At 75.5% G+C, this 16,366-nt stretch carries 14 protein-coding genes and 1 pseudogene; 5 read left to right on the top strand and 10 right to left on the bottom strand.

What is annotated here, in order from left to right:
* The gene (locus C8054_RS14825) at positions 1-561 is read right to left on the bottom strand and encodes an NADH-quinone oxidoreductase subunit B (RefSeq protein ID WP_107157399.1); all 561 of its coding nucleotides are present in this window, start codon (positions 559-561) and stop codon (positions 1-3) included.
* 194 nt (positions 562-755) lie between these two features.
* Between C8054_RS14825 and C8054_RS14820 the strand changes: the two genes are divergently transcribed.
* The 3 genes from C8054_RS14820 (at position 756) to C8054_RS14805 (ending at position 3,575) form a co-directional block, all read left to right on the top strand.
* Entirely contained in the window at positions 756-1,316 is a 561-nt protein-coding gene (locus C8054_RS14820; RefSeq protein WP_107157398.1) for a SigE family RNA polymerase sigma factor, read from the top strand.
* Positions 1,309-2,508: a hypothetical protein gene (locus C8054_RS32035; protein ID WP_158273852.1), complete on the top strand. Its 1,200-nt coding sequence runs from the start codon at positions 1,309-1,311 to the stop codon at positions 2,506-2,508. The genes C8054_RS14820 and C8054_RS32035 overlap by 8 nt, the downstream gene beginning before the upstream one ends.
* A 116-nt stretch (positions 2,509-2,624) precedes the next feature.
* Complete coding sequence (locus tag C8054_RS14805; protein ID WP_107157395.1) at positions 2,625-3,575, top strand: hypothetical protein; 951 nt, start codon at positions 2,625-2,627, stop codon at positions 3,573-3,575.
* A gap of 60 nt (positions 3,576-3,635) precedes the next feature.
* Here C8054_RS14805 and C8054_RS14800 read toward each other — a convergent pair whose 3' ends face one another.
* From C8054_RS14800 to C8054_RS14790, 3 genes are read right to left on the bottom strand one after another with little or no spacing between them, the layout of a single operon-like run.
* On the bottom strand, positions 3,636-5,108 hold the full coding sequence (locus C8054_RS14800; RefSeq protein ID WP_107157394.1) for an aminotransferase class V-fold PLP-dependent enzyme: 1,473 nt from the start codon (positions 5,106-5,108) through the stop codon (positions 3,636-3,638).
* A 52-nt stretch (positions 5,109-5,160) separates the two neighbouring features.
* Positions 5,161-6,546 (bottom strand): MFS transporter, encoded by a 1,386-nt coding sequence (locus C8054_RS14795; protein ID WP_107157393.1) that lies wholly within the window; start codon positions 6,544-6,546, stop codon positions 5,161-5,163.
* Between the two features lie 32 nt (positions 6,547-6,578).
* The gene (locus C8054_RS14790) at positions 6,579-6,893 is read right to left on the bottom strand and encodes an MGMT family protein (RefSeq protein ID WP_107157392.1); all 315 of its coding nucleotides are present in this window, start codon (positions 6,891-6,893) and stop codon (positions 6,579-6,581) included.
* Positions 6,894-6,954: 61 nt separating this feature from the next.
* Between C8054_RS14790 and proB the strand changes: the two genes are divergently transcribed.
* A complete protein-coding gene (gene proB, locus C8054_RS14785; protein WP_199199761.1) occupies positions 6,955-8,064 on the top strand; it encodes a glutamate 5-kinase in 1,110 nt (369 codons plus the stop codon).
* Positions 8,065-8,137: 73 nt separating this feature from the next.
* A complete protein-coding gene (locus C8054_RS14780) occupies positions 8,138-9,379 on the top strand; it encodes a glutamate-5-semialdehyde dehydrogenase (RefSeq protein WP_107157390.1) in 1,242 nt (413 codons plus the stop codon).
* Between the two features lie 40 nt (positions 9,380-9,419).
* Here C8054_RS14780 and C8054_RS14770 read toward each other — a convergent pair whose 3' ends face one another.
* From C8054_RS14770 to C8054_RS14745, 6 genes and pseudogenes are all read right to left on the bottom strand, one after another.
* Positions 9,420-10,589: a hypothetical protein gene (locus tag C8054_RS14770; RefSeq protein WP_233219649.1), complete on the bottom strand. Its 1,170-nt coding sequence runs from the start codon at positions 10,587-10,589 to the stop codon at positions 9,420-9,422.
* A 110-nt stretch (positions 10,590-10,699) separates the two neighbouring features.
* Positions 10,700-11,947 (bottom strand): adenylyltransferase/sulfurtransferase MoeZ, encoded by a 1,248-nt coding sequence (moeZ, locus tag C8054_RS14765; protein WP_199199759.1) that lies wholly within the window; start codon positions 11,945-11,947, stop codon positions 10,700-10,702.
* Positions 11,948-11,988: 41 nt separating this feature from the next.
* A complete protein-coding gene (locus tag C8054_RS14760) occupies positions 11,989-12,786 on the bottom strand; it encodes a DUF3152 domain-containing protein (RefSeq protein ID WP_107157388.1) in 798 nt (265 codons plus the stop codon).
* Between the two features lie 75 nt (positions 12,787-12,861).
* Entirely contained in the window at positions 12,862-13,722 is an 861-nt protein-coding gene (locus C8054_RS14755; protein ID WP_107157387.1) for a DUF3152 domain-containing protein, read from the bottom strand.
* Positions 13,723-13,727: 5 nt separating this feature from the next.
* Positions 13,728-14,783 carry an alpha/beta fold hydrolase gene (locus C8054_RS14750; protein ID WP_107157386.1) on the bottom strand — a complete coding sequence of 352 codons (1,056 nt, stop codon included), beginning with the start codon at positions 14,781-14,783 and terminating at the stop codon, positions 13,728-13,730.
* Between the two features lie 42 nt (positions 14,784-14,825).
* Positions 14,826-16,366, bottom strand: a pseudogene (locus C8054_RS14745) (hypothetical protein); the annotation flags it as partial.

The raw sequence follows: 16,366 nt of genomic DNA, 5'->3' as shown, positions 1-16,366 counted from the left end.
TCAGCCGATCGGGGGACGCACCGGGGGCGCGGTCAGCGCCTCGACCGGACGCGGGACCACGTCCGCCGGGGAGGCGAGCCGGTCCGGGCGGGGCACGCCACCGAGGCCGGACTGCTCGGCGGCGATCTTCTCCTGAAGGCGGAGGATGCCGTGCAGCAGCGCCTCCGGGCGGGGCGGGCAGCCGGGCACGTAGACGTCGACCGGGATGAGCTGGTCGACGCCCTTGGTCACCGAGTAGGAGTCCCAGTACGGGCCGCCGCAGTTGGAGCAGGCGCCGAACGAGATCACGTACTTCGGCTCGGGCATCTGGTCGTAGAGCCGCTTGACCGCCGGGGCCATCTTGTCGGTGACCGTGCCACTGACCACCATGAGGTCGGCCTGCCGAGGGCCGTGGGCGAACGGGATCACGCCGAGCCGCATGAAGTCGTGCCGGCCCATACTGGTCGCGATGAACTCGATGGCGCAGCAGGCCAGGCCGAAGTTGAACACCCAGAGCGAGTAGCGACGGCCCCAGTTCAGCACGAACCGGATCGGCTCACCGAGCACGGCCGGCACCTGCACCTGACTCTCCCTCCACGTCCCCGAACCGACAGTCAACCACAGCGCCCGGGGCCCGGACCGGCCGCCGGCCACCGCCGCTGTCCCCGACCGGACAGTCGGCCACCCGCCGGTACGGCAACGGCCGCAACCCGTACCGGCGTCCGGACGTGTGACCGGTGTGACCGCGCCGGCGGCATGCTCACGGGGAGGACCGGATGACAGTGACGAGGGAGCCGCGGCTCGACGAGCCGCCGCCCGGGGAGACCACGAGGCGCCCGGCCGGATCGGGGCCGGTCGACTTCGACGGTCTCTACCATGCGCATTTCCGGTCGCTGACCGTTCAGCTCACCGCCTACTGCGGTGACCTGGCCCAGGCGCAGGACATGGTGCAGGAGGCGTTCTGCCGGGCGTTCGCGCGCTGGTCCCGGGTGTCCCGCTACGACGATCCGGTGGCCTGGATACGTCGGGTGGCCTGGAACCTGGCGACCAGCCGGTGGCGGCGGGTGCGGACGGCCCAGGCGTGGCTGCACCGGCAGCGTGAGGAGCACGTGCCGGGGCCCGGACCGGACCGCGTCGCGTTGACCGCGGCGCTGGCCGACCTGCCCGCCAACCAGCGTCGCGCGGTGGTTCTGCACTACCTGGCCGATCTCAGCGTCGCGCAGATCGCGGCCCAGGAGGACGTGCCGGAGGGCACCGTCAAGTCCTGGCTGCACCGGGGGCGGGCCGCGCTGGCGGCGAAACTCACCACCACGAACGAGGTGAACCACCATGACTGAGCCCGACGACATCCTGGTCGGCGGCGAGTTCGCCGAGTTCCGCGCGGCGTACGTGCCGGTGGTGCACCCGGCCGGGACGGCGGCGGTCCGGCGGACCGTGCGCCGGCGTCGCCGGCGGACCACGGTGGTGACCGCTGCGGCGGTGGTGCTCGCGGTGGCGGTCCCGGTGGGTGCCAGTGGGGCGTTGCACCGGCGCACCGGGCCGCCCCCGACGCCGGCCCAGACCGTCACCCCGAGCCCGTCCGAGACCACGTCGTCGCCACCACCACCGCCGACGACGCCCGCGCCGAGCACCGCGAGCCCGAGCCGGGCCGCACCGGACGGACGGATCAGCCGGTCCCAACTGCTCGCTGCCCGGGTCGACCTGCCGGCGTGGACGCCCGACCCGGACTGCGCGGCGGGTCCGACCCGGATCGCCGCCACCTACCGGAAGGAGGGCGACGTGCTGCTGGAGGAGATCGTCCACGGCGACGTGGACGGCGACGGCACGGTGGAGACGGTCGCCCTGCTCCGCTGCCAGATCTTCCAGCACGGCCCGTCCCAGGTGGTGGCGCTCGACCGGGACGCCGACGGCCGGATCGTGGTCCTCGGCCAGGTCGCCCGGTCCGCGAAGACGGCTCCCGAGTGGTTGCTGGACACGCAGGTCACCGACCACGGCACGATCCGGGTGGAGATGGCGGACATCGCGCCCGGCGGCGGCTGGTCGCTGGACTGGTCGCAACGTCAGTGGCGCGGCTACCGGTGGACCGGGAAGCGCTTCGACCAGGTGGACGGGCCCACCTCGTTCGGCCCGAACCCGCACCTGGCCGACCTGACGGTGTCCGCCGGCGACGTGACGTGGAGCGCGCCGGACGCCGACGGGACGCGGACCGGGACGATCTCGGTCCGGGTCCGGAACCTCAGCGCGGTCCCGGCCGACCTGGTCCAACTGCACCTGCGGATGCAGGTGGGCACCGTCGCGGACGGTGACGCCTGGTCGGCCTGCCGGGACGGGGCACCGCCGAAGGGACCGATCATCTGCCGTTTCGGCCCGCTCGGACCCGGCGCGGAACGGACCTTCCGGTTCGGCCTGCGCAACACGAACAGCGCCAGCGGCACCGGCATCGCCGAGGTGACCCCGGTCGGCACCGACGCCGACCCGCTGATGGACCCGAACCACGAGAACGACGAGGACCGCTACACGTACCGCTGAACCGCTGTCGGATTCCCTGCAGAAAAGATCGCAACCGGATCGGTGCCCGTCGCGTGCTACCGGTGACGCCGCGCGGACCGCCGCGCGGTGACGGGGACCTTGGGAGGACCTTCCAGATGAGGACACGTATCGGAGGCCGGCTCGCCGGCGTCCTGCTCGGCTCGGCCGCCGCGTTGCTGGCGCTCACCGCTCCGGCCGCCGCCGCGCCCACCGCCGACCCGGCAGCCGACATCTCGGTGGGTCGGCTGGTGCTCGAACCGGGCGCGCGCGGCTACCACGGCAGCCTGCCGGTCACGGTGACCAACAACGGCCCGGTCGCCACCTACTTCAGCGTCTTCCTGCGGGAGCCGGTGGCCGGTTCGTTCCGCGGCGTGAACCCGGAGGAGGCGTGCGGCTTCGGGGCGCTCCAGGACAACCGGCGGACCGCCACCTGCGGCGTGCCCGGCGGCGACATCGAGCCGGGCGAGAGCCGGCAGTTCACCGTCACGTTCGAGGTGCTCACGGCGAACCGCGACGTCGCGATGATCGCGAAGGGCGGCAAGATCTCGGTGAACGTCGGCGACGGCCGGAACGAGGTCGCCGACCGGGCCAGCTACGCGGCGCGGTTCCGCTCCACCACCGGGTCGCTGCGCGACCCGGTGCCCTACGTGCAGGACACCCAGGCCCGCGCCTCGATCATCACGGCCGGGGCGGCGACGCTGACCCGCCAGGAGGACGGCAGCTACCGGGGCCGACTGCCGGTGACCGTCGGGTGGGCCGGCGACGCCGGGCACGACTATCTCTGGGGCCAGGCGGCCGGGCTGCCGGCGGGCGTGGAGATCTGGGGCACCGACCCGCAGGACGCACCGGCCTCCTTCACCAGCTTCGTGGTGCCGGGCGGGCGTTTCATGGCCGGTGAGCAGCGGAGCTTCGACGTGCTGCTCTACGCCGAGCCGGGCACCGCGCCGGGTGACCTCGGTGCCGCCACGCTCCAGCTCAACACCCAGTGGGACGCCATCACGGTGCCGGACGCCACCCCGGCGGACAACACCGCCTCGTTCACCGTGACGGTGGCCGACGCGGGCTGACACCCCTTCGCCCGGCCGGCGCCCACGCGCCGGCCGGGCTGCTCCGGCGGCTGGCCGGGCTCACCAGGCCGGTCGCTGGAGCAGCCCGACGAACTCCGCCAGCAGGCGTTCCCGGACCGCCGCCGGGGCGGCGTCGAGCAGCGTGTTGACCACCGCCATCCGGTCCGGGACGCCGCCGGCCAGGCCGAGCCCCTCGGCCAGCCCGGCCACCAGCTCCGGCGTGAGCTCCTCCGGGGCGAGGCCGGCGGCCAGCGCCCGCAGCTCCGGTGGCAGCACGACCGGGCCGGTGGCCCGCGCCGCGGCGACCGCGTCGGCCAGCGCCGGTGCGAACTCGGCCACCCGGGACGCCACCGCGGCGGTCACCGTGAGATGCACACTGGCCGGCAGGTCGGCGTACCGGAGCTGGGGCTGGGTGTGCCAGCCACGCGCGGTCAACTCGTCGACCAGCACGAACAGGTCCAGCTTCGGGTCGTCGGCGGTGAAGCACACCACTGTGGACTCCGGCTCGGCCATCAGCCGCAGCCCGTCCGACGCCCGCACCGCGTCGGCCAGCCCGGCGACCGCGTCCCGGGTGGACGCGGCCAGCCGCAGGTAGCCGTCCTCACCGAGGTGCCGCAGCGTGGCGTACGCGGCGGCGATCGGCCCGCCGGACCGGGTGGAAGCGATCACCGGGTTGACCATCGTGTAGCCGGGCCAGTCCGCGTACGCGAAGAACTGCGGGGCGCGCAGCGCCCGATCGCGGTGCAGCAGCACCGACACGCCCTTCGGCGCGTACGCGTACTTGTGCAGGTCGACCGAGATCGAGGTGACGCCGGGCACGGCGAAGTCGAACGCCGGCACCGGCGCGCCGAGCCGACGCAGCCAGGGCAGCGCCCAACCGCCGAAGCAGGCGTCCACGTGGCAGCGCACCCCGGCCCCGGCCGCCACCTCGGCGATCCCGGCCACCGGGTCGACCACGCCGTGCGCGTACGACGGGGCGGACGCGACCACCAGCACGGTCTCCGGCCGGATCGCGGCGGCCACGTCGGCCACCGCCGGACGCAACGTCACCGGGTCGACCGGCACCGTGTCCAGCTCGACCCGCAGGTAGTGGGCGGCCTTGGCGAACGCGGCGTGCGCGCTGGCCGGCACCACGAGCCGCGGTGCGGTCAGCTCGGGGCGGGCGTCCCGGGCGGCCTTGACGGCGAGCAGGAGCGACTCGGTGCCGCCGCCGGTGACGCTGCCCACCACGTCCGGCGCGGCGGTGCCGGGGCCGCCGCCGAGCAGCCGGGCGGCGGCGGCGACAAGCGCGTTCTCCATCGCCAGCAGCGACGGGAAGGCGGTCGGGTCGAGGCCGTTGACGTGTGCGCTCGCCGCGTACGCGGCCTGGGCCAGCTCGTCCAGGCCGGCCACGCCCGGGTCGTAGACGTAGGCGAACAGCCGGCCGCCGTGCGTCGGGCGGTCGGCCGACCGCAGCGCCCGGATCTCGTCGAGCACCCGCGCCGCCGGCACTCCTCGCGTGGGCAGCGCGCCCGTCCCCGCCGTGTCGCTCATCGGGTGTTCCTCTCGTGACGGTCCGCGTCGAGCGGCGGACGGGTGCGGTGCCTCACGCCCGGGCCACCGGCGCGGCAGCGGTGCCGCCGGACCCGGACGCGGTGCCGCCGGACGCGGTGGTCAGGTCGGCCGGGGTGAGCGTGTAGCCGCGCAGCAGCGCCACCGGGGCGGCCACCAGCAGGGCCGGCAGCACGGTGAACCCGAGCAGCACCCCGAGCCGGGCGGAGTCCGGCTGGACGGCGGCGGCGCCGGTCGACGAGGAGACGTACCCGGAGAGCTGGAGCACCAGGCCGTAGATGCCGGGCCCGAGCGCCAGGCCGAACGTCTCCCCGGCGGTCCACAGGCCGGTGAACACGCCGGCCTGCCGACGGCCGGTGCGCTCCGTGTCGTACGCGATGCAGTCCGGCAGCATGGCCAGCGCGAACACCTGCTGGCCGGCGTAGCCGACGCCGATCAGCGCGACCACCGCGTACACCCCGGCGGCCGGCAGCGCGGGCGCGGCGACCAGGGCCAGCGCGCCGGCCGCGAAGAGCAGCGACGCGGCGACCAGCGAGGTGCGCTTGCCGAGCCGGTCGCCGGCGCGGCGCCAGAGCGGCATGACCAGCAGCGCGGGCGCGACGAAGCAGGCGAAGAGCAGGGTGGGCCCGCTGTCCGGCGCGCGCAGCACCTGGTCGGCGAAGTACTTCACGCCGGCCAGCACGGTCGCCACCCCGGCGGACTGGAGCACGAAACAGACCAGCAGCACCCGGAACGGCCGGTTGCGGCCGGCGACCGCGAGCTGGGCGCGCAGGCTCGGCTCGCTCTCCCCGACCGTCCCGGCCGGCGCGGAGCGGGTGCCGAGGAACGCGCCGACCGCACCCACCACGATCAGCGCGGCGACGAACAGGCCCATCCAGCGGTGACCGGGCACGCCGTCGCCGCCGGCGGCCACCACCGCCGGGGCCACCGCGCCGGAGACCAGGATGGCCAGCGCCAGCACCGCGATCCGCCAGGTCATCAGCCGGGTACGCTCCGCCGGGTCGGCGGTCAGCTCGGCCGGCATGGCCACGTAGGGCACCTGGAAGAACGCGAACGCGGTCGCGGTGGCGAGGAACGCCAGCGCCACGTATCCGGCGGCGGCCGGGCCGCGCCCGAACGGGGCGGCGAAGATCGCGGCGAACAGCACGGCCAGCGCCAGCCCGCCGCCGAGCAGGTAGGGCCGGCGGGCGCCCCAGCGCGAGCGGGTCCGGTCCGAGACGCGGCCGGCGACCGGGTTGACCAGCACGTCCCACGCCTTCGGCAGGAGCACCAGCAGCGCGGCGAGCCCGGCCGCGACGCCCAGCGTGTCGGTCAGGTACGGCAGCAGGAGCAGCCCGGGCACGGTCCCGAACGCGCCGGTGACGAGCGAGCCCGACGCGTACCCGAGGTGCACCCGGCGGGGCAGGCCCGAAGCTGTCATGGAGCCGAATGCTACTCACGTTATGGTCGCGGTCACATCCCCTCCTCCGGCGACCAGGCGGCCACCGCCAGGTCGACCCGATCCCCGCGCAGCGGGCAGCCCTCGGCGCGCAGCCGGGCCCGCGCCTGAAGCTCGTGCCCCGGCGGCAGCCGGCCGGCCGCGTTCACCACCCGGTGCCACGGCACCCCGCCCCCGTGCCGCGCCATGATCGAGCCGACCAGCCGCGCCGACGCCCGCCCCGACCGCTCGGCCAGCGCGTCGGCCACCGCCCCGTACGACATCGCCCGCCCGGGCGGGATGCGCTCGACCAGCGTCAGCACCGCCTCGACGTACTCGTCAGGTGTCACGAGCTGCCACGATATGGGAACGCGCCACGATCGCGCGGACCGCGACCCGCAGAATGGTCGGGTGCGTGAAGCAGTCGCCTCGGCCCGCCGGATCGTGGTCAAGATCGGATCGTCCTCGTTGACCACCGCGACGGGCGGCCTCGACGACGCCCGGGTCGACGCGCTCGTCGACACGCTCGCCGCCCTGATCGGCGCGGGACGCGAGGTGGTGCTGGTCTCCTCCGGTGCGATCGCCGCCGGCCTCGCCCCGCTCCGGCTGCCCCGACGCCCGCGCGGCCTGGCCACCCAGCAGGCCGCCGCCAGCGTCGGCCAAGGGCTGCTCATCGGCCGGTACGCGAGCGCGTTCGCCCGGCACGGTCACCCCGTCGGGCAGGTGCTGCTCACGGTCGACGACGTGACCCGGCGGGCGCACTACCGCAACGCGTACCGCACGCTGCGCAAGCTGCTCGACCTGCGGGCCGTGCCGATCGTCAACGAGAACGACACGGTGGCCACCGACGAGATCCGGTTCGGCGACAACGACCGGCTCGCCGCGCTCGTCGCCGCGCTCGTCGACGCCGACCTGCTGGTGCTGCTCTCCGACGTGGACGCGCTCTGGACGGGCGACCCGACCCGTCCGGGCAGCACCCGGGTCACCGAGGTGCACGGCGAGGGCGACCTGGCCGGCATCGACGTCGGCGGGGCCGGCCGGGCCGGGGTGGGCACCGGCGGCATGGTCACCAAGGTGGAGGCGGCGCGCATCGCCACCGGCTTCGGCATCCCGGTGGTGCTCACCGCCGCGCCGCTGGCCGGCCCGGCGCTGGCCGGCGAGCCGGCCGGCACGTTCTTCCACGCCAGCAGCCGACGCCCGGCCGCCCGGCTGTTCTGGCTGGCGCACGCCACCGCGCCGCGCGGCCGGCTGCACCTCGACCCGGGCGCGGTGCAGGCCGTGGTGGGTCGGCGCAAGTCGCTGCTGCCGGCCGGCATCACCGCCGTCGACGGCGCGTTCACCGCCGGGGACCCGGTGGACCTGGTCGACACCGCCGGCGCGCCGGTGGCCCGTGGCCTGGTCAACTACGACGCGGTGGAGCTGCCCGGCCTGCTCGGCCGCTCCACCGCGGAACTCGCCGCGGCCCTGGGCCCGGCCTACGAACGCGAGGTCGTCCACCGAGACGACCTCGTCCTGTTGTAAGGAGGGGGCCCTTCTTAACGCATTCTGCATAAGAAGGGCCCCCGCCTAACACCTCTGTGAAGGAGAGCGCACCATGAGCGTCGTCGAGCAGGCCCGCCGGGCCCGGGACGCGGCGGAGGCCCTGGCGGCGGCCACCCGTACGACCAAGGACGCCGCGCTGCACGCGATGGCCGACGCGCTGGTGGCGCGTACGCCAGAGATCCTGACCGCGAACGCGACGGACCTGGCGGCCGGGCGCGACGCCGGACTGACCGCGGCCGTGCTGGACCGGCTCGCGCTCGACGAGGGCCGGGTCGCCGCCATCGCGGACGCGTTGCGCGAGATGGCCGCGCTGCCCGACCCGGTCGGCGAGGTGGTCCGCGGGTCCACGCTGCCGAACGGTCTGGAGCTGCGCCAGGTGCGGGTGCCGTTCGGGGTGGTCGGCATCGTCTACGAGGGCCGGCCGAACGTGACGGTCGACGCGGCCGGCATCTGCCTGAAGTCGGGCAACGCGGCGCTGCTGCGCGGCTCCTCGTCGGCGGCGTACTCCAACGCCGCCCTGGTCACGGTGCTGCGCGACGCGGTCGCGGGCGCCGGCCTGCCGGCGGACGCGGTGCAACTGCTCGACGCCAGCACGCGCGACTCGGTCAAGGAGCTGATGCGCGCCCGGGGCCTGGTCGACGTGCTGATCCCCCGCGGCGGCGCGTCGCTGATCCGCGCCGTGGTCGAGGAGTCGACAGTGCCGGTGATCGAGACCGGGGTGGGCAACTGCCACGTGTACGTGGACGCCGCCGCCGACCTCGACAAGGCGGTGGCGATCACGCTGAACGCCAAGACGCAGCGGCTGTCCACCTGTAACACCGCCGAGTCGCTGCTGGTCCACCGGGCCGTCGCGGACGCGTTCCTGCCGGCCGTGCTGGCCGCGTTCGCCGAGGCCGGGGTGACAGTGCACGGCAGCCCGGAGGTGGCCGCCCACTCCGACGCGGTGGTCGCGGCGACCGAGGAGGACTTCGCCACCGAATATCTGTCCGCCGACATCTCGGTCGCCGTGGTCGACTCGCTCGACGCGGCGGTCGCGCACATCCGGCGCTACGGCACCGGCCACACCGAGGCGATCGTCACCGACTCGCAGCGGGCGGCGCGGGAGTTCGTGGCCCGGGTGGACGCCGCCGCCGTGATGGTGAACGCGTCCACCCGGTTCACCGACGGCGGCGAGTTCGGGTTCGGCGCCGAGATCGGCATCTCCACCCAGAAGCTGCACGCCCGCGGCCCGATGGGCCTGCCGGAGCTGACCAGCACGAAGTACGTGGTCACCGGCGACGGCCACCTGCGCTGAGCCGCACCCGGCCCCGGCTCGCGCCCCTCGCGGCGGCGGGCTACGCCACCCGGAGCGGATTCGGGGCCGGAGCCGGACCCGGCGTCCCGACCGGGACCACGGCCGGAGCCGGGACCACCACCGGAGCCGGGACCACCACCGGAGCCGGGGAGGCGGCCGGAAGCCGGTTCGGGGGTGCGGCCGGGGCCGGGAGCAGGGCCGGGGGCGCGGCCGGGTCGGGAACGGCCGGCGCGGGCTGCGCGAGCGACGCGGCCGGAGCGGGCGGTGCGGCCGGTGCGGGCGGTGCGGGCGGCGGCTCGGGCGCGCGGCGGCGGGACGGCGGCTCGGGCAGCGCGGCGGCGCGCGGCGCCACGAACGGAGCCCCGGACGCCGCGACCTCGGGCTCGGTCGGCCGGCAGGCCCGGATCGCGCGCAGCGTGGTGTGCACGTCGAACTGGTGACCGTCGTCGCTGTCCCAGCCGCCGTCGCTGCGTTGCGTCCCGGCCAGCCGACGCCGCGCCGAGACCAGCAGCCACTGCTCCTCGCCCACCTCCACCCGGCGCAGCGTGGCGGCGAGCCACGCCACGTCGGCCGGGGACATCTCCGGGATCCGGTCGGCGAGCACCGCCTGGATCCGGGCCGACTCGTGGTACATCCGCTGGCGGTGCAGCACCGCCGCGGCGAGCCAGCCGGCGGGCAGGAACGACGGCCAGCTCCCGTCCGGGGCGAGCTGCGCGGCGAGCGTGTGGGCCGCCGCCTGCACCACCCCGGCGTACGCCCCGCCGACGCGGTGGTCGAGCGGGCCGGCGGCACGGGCGTCCAGCCCGGCCACGGTGAGCCAGAACCCGGCGCCGGCGGTCAGGTAGAACCGCGCCTCCGGGTCGCCGGGGGTGGCCCACTCCGGCGCGAACCCGGCCAGCGACCGGTGCTCGTCCCAGCCACCGTCAGCGAGCTGGCCGGCGGCCAGCCAGTCCAGCGCGTGCCGGGCGGCGGGGCGGCCCAGCGCGCCGAGGTCGTCCAGCTCGGCGAGGCGGAAGCAGGTCGCGTCGACGGAGGCGACGTCGCCGCCGAGCACGGCGGGCCAGCCACCGCCGGGAGCCTGACCGGACTCCGCCGCGTCGAGCACCGCCGGCGGCACCGGCGTGCCGGAACGCAGCCGGGACAGGCGGGCGCGGTCCACCGCGTCCCCGTGTGCCACGACGAACCCGATCGCCGCTTCCAGATCGACCACGGTCGTGACGCTACCTGCGCGGACGCGGTCACGCCTCGGTAGCTCGGCCAGAAAGCGGCAGACGCCGAGGGCCCTCCCGGCGCACCGGAAAGGCCCTCACCACATCGACGTCAGTACGCGGGCAGCGACGGGTCGACCTGCTTGACCCAGGAGAGCACGCCACCCTGCACGTGGACGGAGTCCTTGAACCCGGCCGCCTTGAGCGCGGCCAGCGCCTCGGCGGACCGGACGCCGGACTTGCAGTGCAGCACGATCTGCCGGTCCTGCGGGAACTTCGCCAGCGCCTCGCCGGAGAGGATCTCCCCCTTCGGGATCAGCGTGGAGCCGGGGATGCGGACGATCTCGTACTCGGCGGGCTCGCGCACGTCGACCAGGAAGATGTCCTTGCCGGCGTCCTGCCACTCCTTCAGTTCCCGCGCGGTGATGGTGGAGTCGACCACCGCCTCCTGCGCCTCCTCGGAGACCGCGCCGCAGAAGTCCTCGTAGTCCTCCAGCAGGTCGGTGACCGTGGGGTTCTCGCCGCAGAGCGCGCAGTTCGGGTCCTTGCGCACCTTGATCTTGCGGTAGCTCATCTCCAGGGCGTCGTAGACCATCAGCCGGCCGACGAGCGGCTCGCCGATGCCGGCGAGCAGCTTGATCGCCTCGTTGACCTGGATCGACCCGATGGACGCGCAGAGCACGCCGAGCACGCCGCCCTCGGCGCAGGAGGGGACCATGCCGGGCGGCGGGGGCTCCGGGTAGAGGCAGCGGTAGCAGGGGCCGTGCTCGGCCCAGAACACCGACGCCTGGCCGTCGAAGCGGTAGATCGAACCCCAGACGTACGGCTTGCCGAGCAGCACGGCCGCGTCGTTGACCATGTAGCGGGTGGCGAAGTTGTCGGTGCCGTCGACGATCAGGTCGTACCGGGAGAAGATGTCCCGGACGTTCTCCCGGTCCAGCGCGGTGTCGTGGATCTCCACGTTGACCAGCGGGTTGATCTCGCGGATCGAGGCGGCGGCGGACTCGGCCTTGGATCGGCCGACGTCGGAGACGCCGTGGATGATCTGCCGCTGGAGGTTCGACTCGTCGACGGTGTCGAAGTCGATGATGCCGAGCGTGCCGACGCCGGCGGCGGCGAGGTACAGCAGGGCCGGCGAGCCGAGACCGCCGGCGCCCACGCAGAGCACCCGGGCGTTCTTCAGCCGCTTCTGCCCCTCGACCCCGACGTCCGGGATGATCAGGTGGCGCGAGTAGCGACGGATCTCGTCAACGGTCAGCTCGGCGGCGGGCTCGACGAGCGGGGGCAACGACACGGTGGACTCCCCGGAATCGGCTGTGGGAAAGCGCCATTGTCGCTCGCCGGAGTGCGGATCGGCCATGACGAGGGACACCCGGCCCGAACTGCGGGACCGGGAATATCTCAGACGCCGTCGGTGGGCTCGCCGGAGTACCGCGCCCCATCGACGTACGGCCACGCGTTCGGCAGGCAGCCGTCCAGCCCGTACGTCTGCTGCTGCATCACCGGGGCCGGGGCGCCGGGGCGCGGGCACGCCTGGTGCAGCTCACCGAACTCGTGCCCGACCTCGTGGTTGATGACGTACGTCCGGTAGACGTCGAGCGGGGCGCCGTAGTCGGGCACCGCGGTCATCCAGCGCGCCAGGTTGAGCACCACCCGGCCGGGCAGCCGGCAGGACGTGTAGCGCTCGGTGTGCAGACCGCCCTCGGCGCACATCCGCTCGGAGGTGGCCGGCGTGGCCAGGTAGACGGTGAAGTCGGCGGCGGCGGCCTCGGGCACCCGCTGCACCCGCAGCTCCCCGGAGGCGATCCAGCTACGCGGGTCGCCGAGCACCGCGTCCACGGTCGCGGCGAACGCGTCGGCGTCCTGCCCCGTACCGTGCTCGACCTCGATCCGGTAGCGACGCAGCGGGCCGGCTTGACCGCGTACCGGTGACCGCCCGTCGGCCACCGCGAAGGTGCCGGGGCCGGCGGTGGGGTAGCCGGTCGGCGACGCCGACGCGGCGGTGTCGGTGTCGGCGTCCGGCATCAGCGTCGGCTCGGCGGCGAGCGGGACCCGCACGGGACGCGGCGGCTCGCTCAGCCGGGTAATGCCCGCCGCGCCACCGACGGCCGCGAGCAGCATCGTCAGCAGCAGCACCGCGCGTCGGCGTCGGCGGCGCATCCGGCGCAGCCCGGGGCGTTCGGGCGAGTACGACGTCATGCGGACAGCGTGCCACGCAATTCGGGCATTTAGCTGCTTTTGCGGCGCAAGTCCTGAGAATTGCTCACAACTCGGTCACAATGCCGGCCCGGTGTACCGCTTCCCGCCCAGGTACGGCCACGGGTTCGGCCGGCAACCGTCGAGGAAGAGCGTCTGCTGCTGCATCACCGGCGCGGCCCGCCCGGCCCCCGGACACGCCTCGTGGTGGTGCCCGAGCTGGTGCCCCACCTCGTGGTTGACCACGTAGAGCCGGTACGAGTCCAGCGGCATCCCGGCGGCCACCAGGTGCGGCGCGGACATCCGCCACCGGTCCAGGTTGAGCACGACCTTGCCCGGCACCCGGCAGGACGTGTACGGCACGCCGCCCTTGCGGATGTCGATCCCGCCCGCCCCACACAGCCGGCCGGCGGTGTCCCGACTCGCCAGATAGATCGTGAAGTCGTACCGGCTGCCCGGCGTGACCCGCTGCAACCGCAGCCGGCCGCTGTCCACCCAGCTCCCCGGCCCGGCCAGGGCCCGCTGCACCGCGTCCCCGAACGCCCGGACGTCCTCACCGACGCCCCGCTCCACCGCCACCCGGAAGCGACGCAGCTCACCGCCCCGGCCCAGCACGCCGCCGGCCCGGTCGTCGTACCCGAAACCGCCCGTGCCCCGCGCGGGCACCGGACCGGGCAGACTCAGCACGGGGACCGGCGAGCGAGGCGGCGCGGGCAGCGTTGGCGCGGGCGACGGCGGCGGCGACGGGGCGCTCGGTGCGGGCGGCTGGGCCGCGAACCCGTCGGCGACCACCTCCCGCGCGCCGGCCGGCGGCAGGTGCAGCGCCACGCCCACGCCGGCCCCGGCGGTGGCCAGGAACGCGCAGACCACGACGACGGAGCGCCAACGACGGGCAGCGGACGGGGACCGCGGCAAACGCGGACGGCGGGAGCTGGGCATCCCGCTCAGCCTGCCATGTCGCGGACGCCGCCGCTCTCCCCCGTTCCGCTCACCAGCGCCGTGACCTGCGCCTTCCGACCGTCCGGCCCCGGCGTGGCGGCTTCCGGCGACCCGGCCGACGTCGCCTCGTCGAGCAGTGCCAGCACCGCCCGGGCCACCGTCCGGGGCACCTCCAACTGGGCCACGTGCCCGACGCCGTCCAGCATCAGCAGCCGGCTGTCCGGGATCACCCGGGCGGTCTGCGGAGCGACCCGCACGTCGACCAGCCGGTCCTGCCGCCCGCCCACCACCAGCGTCGGGACCCGCACCGCCGCGGCCTGCCGCCAGAGCGCGCCCTCCCCCGGCAGGTACGACCGCAGGAAACTGCCGACCAGGCCCCGGAACGTCCGGACGTACGCGGCGGCGTAGTGCGCCGCCTCGTACCGGATCCGGATCTCCTCGATCGCCTCCTGCCGGCGCTGCTCGCTGATCCGGGTCAGGTCCGCCACGCACGACTCCATCACCTGCTGCGCCATCGCCTCCGGAGCGAGCTGGGCCAACCGCCAGGCGGCCAGCCGCTCGCCCCGGGGGATCACCAGCACCGGCAGCATCCGCCCCTGCAACGAGCGCCGGAAGTCCAGGAACGGCAGGGCCGGGGAGATCAGCGTGAGCGTGCGGACCAGATCCGGCCGCAGCGCCGCCACCCGGACCGCGACCGCCCCGCCCAGCGAGTTGCCGAACAGGTGCACCGGGCCCCGGTCACTGTGCTCGATCCAGCGGACCACCCGGTCCGCGAACGCCGGGATCGTGTACCGCCGGCCGGGCTCGCTGCGCCCGAAGCCGGGCAGGTCGATCGCCTGGCCGTCGAGCCGGGGCGCCAACAGGCCGGCCAGGTCGGTCCAGTTCTGCGCGGAGCCGCCGAGCCCGTGCACGTACAGCGCCGGCTCGGCGTCGGGCCCGGTGGCCGGCGTGTCCCGGACGTGCACGAGCGTGCCGTCGAGCCGCACGTGCCGGCCCGGCCAGGGCGGCGGGAGATGATGCGCGGGGAGGAGATGCTCGGGCCCGAGCGCGGCACGCTTCATGGCGTCCAGTCTTCCCCGCGCCGGCCCCGTCCGCACAGTCCCCTAGGCGAGCAGCGCCTCCAGACGCCGGTTCACCGCGGCCAGCGTGGCGCGCACCACAGCCTGCCGCGGATCGCCCGCGACCAGGGCGGAACCGGCCAACTGCTCCACCCATCCGTCGCAGACCAGCAGCACCACCACGGTCGCCACCTCGCAGTTGCCGAACGGCACCACGGCGGCGTGCTCGACGAAGCACCGGCCCCGCTCGCCCGCCGGCAGGGCCGGGCCGAGCAGTTCGTCCACCGCGGCGGCCGCGGCCACCGCGCAGAGCCGCAGCACGTACCCGTCGACGGCCGGCCCGGTCGCGTGCCCCTCGGCCATCCGGTCCCCGGCGAGCAGGCGGACCTCGGTGGTGGCGTCCAGCCCCAACGTGCTCACCAGGACGTGGTCGATCACCACCCGGGGCCCGGGCACGCCGCCCGGATCCAGCGGTCGCGACGGCGCGGTCTCCGTCGTGGTCATCTGCCCACCGGAGTACGAGGTGCCGAGCGTGACCGGACTGCCGGTGGACATGCCGGTGGGCGCGGCGGCCAGTGACGTCTCGTCGACGGTGGCCCGGCCCCGGTGGGTGGCCTGCCGGCGGCGGCGCGGCGGCTCGTCGGCGTCCTCCCCCGGCACGTCGACCAGCCGGCCGGCACGCGACTCCACGCCGCCGAACCGGCCCTCGCCGGAGCGGTTCTCGGCCGGCCGGTTCGACGCCGGCCGCACCACGCCGACCCGCGCCGGCACGTCCGCCTCGGCCGAGACCCCGCCCCGCGCCAGAGCGCCCGGCTCGTCGTCGGCGCGCGGCGGACCGGACCGGGACTCGGCCGACGCGGCCTCGGCGCGGCGGTCGGCAGCGCGGCCCGGCGGGACCTCCGCGACCGGCGGGACCTCGGCGAGGCCCGGTGGGACCTCCACCGGCCGGTCCCGGCCGGCCGCGGCCTCGGCCAGGCGGTCCGTGCGCGCGGTGGCGGACCGGCGACGGACCGGCGGCGGCGGCACGGGCGGCGCGCCGGGGAGGTTCTGCGGGGCTGCGGCCAGACCCATCCGATCCTGGAGCAGTCGGGCCACCAGCCGGCTCACCTCGGCCGGATCCGCGCCGTCGGCCAGGTCCAGCCGGAGGCTGTGCGCACCGGCCGGGGTGCGGCGGAGCGCGGCGTCCCGGACGCCGGCCACCTCGCGCACGGCGTCCAGGATCGCGTTGACGTCGAAGCCCTCCGGCCGCTCGCGCAGCGGCGCCGGTTCGTCGTCCCGACGCAGGTGGGTGGCGATGCGGGCCAGCTCCGGGGTCTCGGCGGACGGTTCCACGGCCGGCGGCTCCGGCACCACCGGCACGTCCGGCTCGGCGGGGACGCGTTGCGGCAGCACCGCCGGGGCCGACTCGGTCGGCTCCGGCCCGGCAGCCGCCTCGGCGGCCGGCCTCGGCTCCGGGGCGGACCGGCGGGCCGCGTAGGGCGGGGCGCTCGTCGGGCGGGGCGCGGGCGGCGGGTCGAACCGCGCCGTCCCGCCCGGCGCGGGGACGCCGGCCGGCTCGCCGTGCGACGGGTCCGGTGCGGGGTATC

It is taken from the genome of Micromonospora sp. RP3T (assembly GCF_003027925.1).
Lineage (GTDB): Bacteria > Actinomycetota > Actinomycetes > Mycobacteriales > Micromonosporaceae > Micromonospora.
This window is presented reverse-complemented; position numbering and strand designations above follow the sequence as displayed.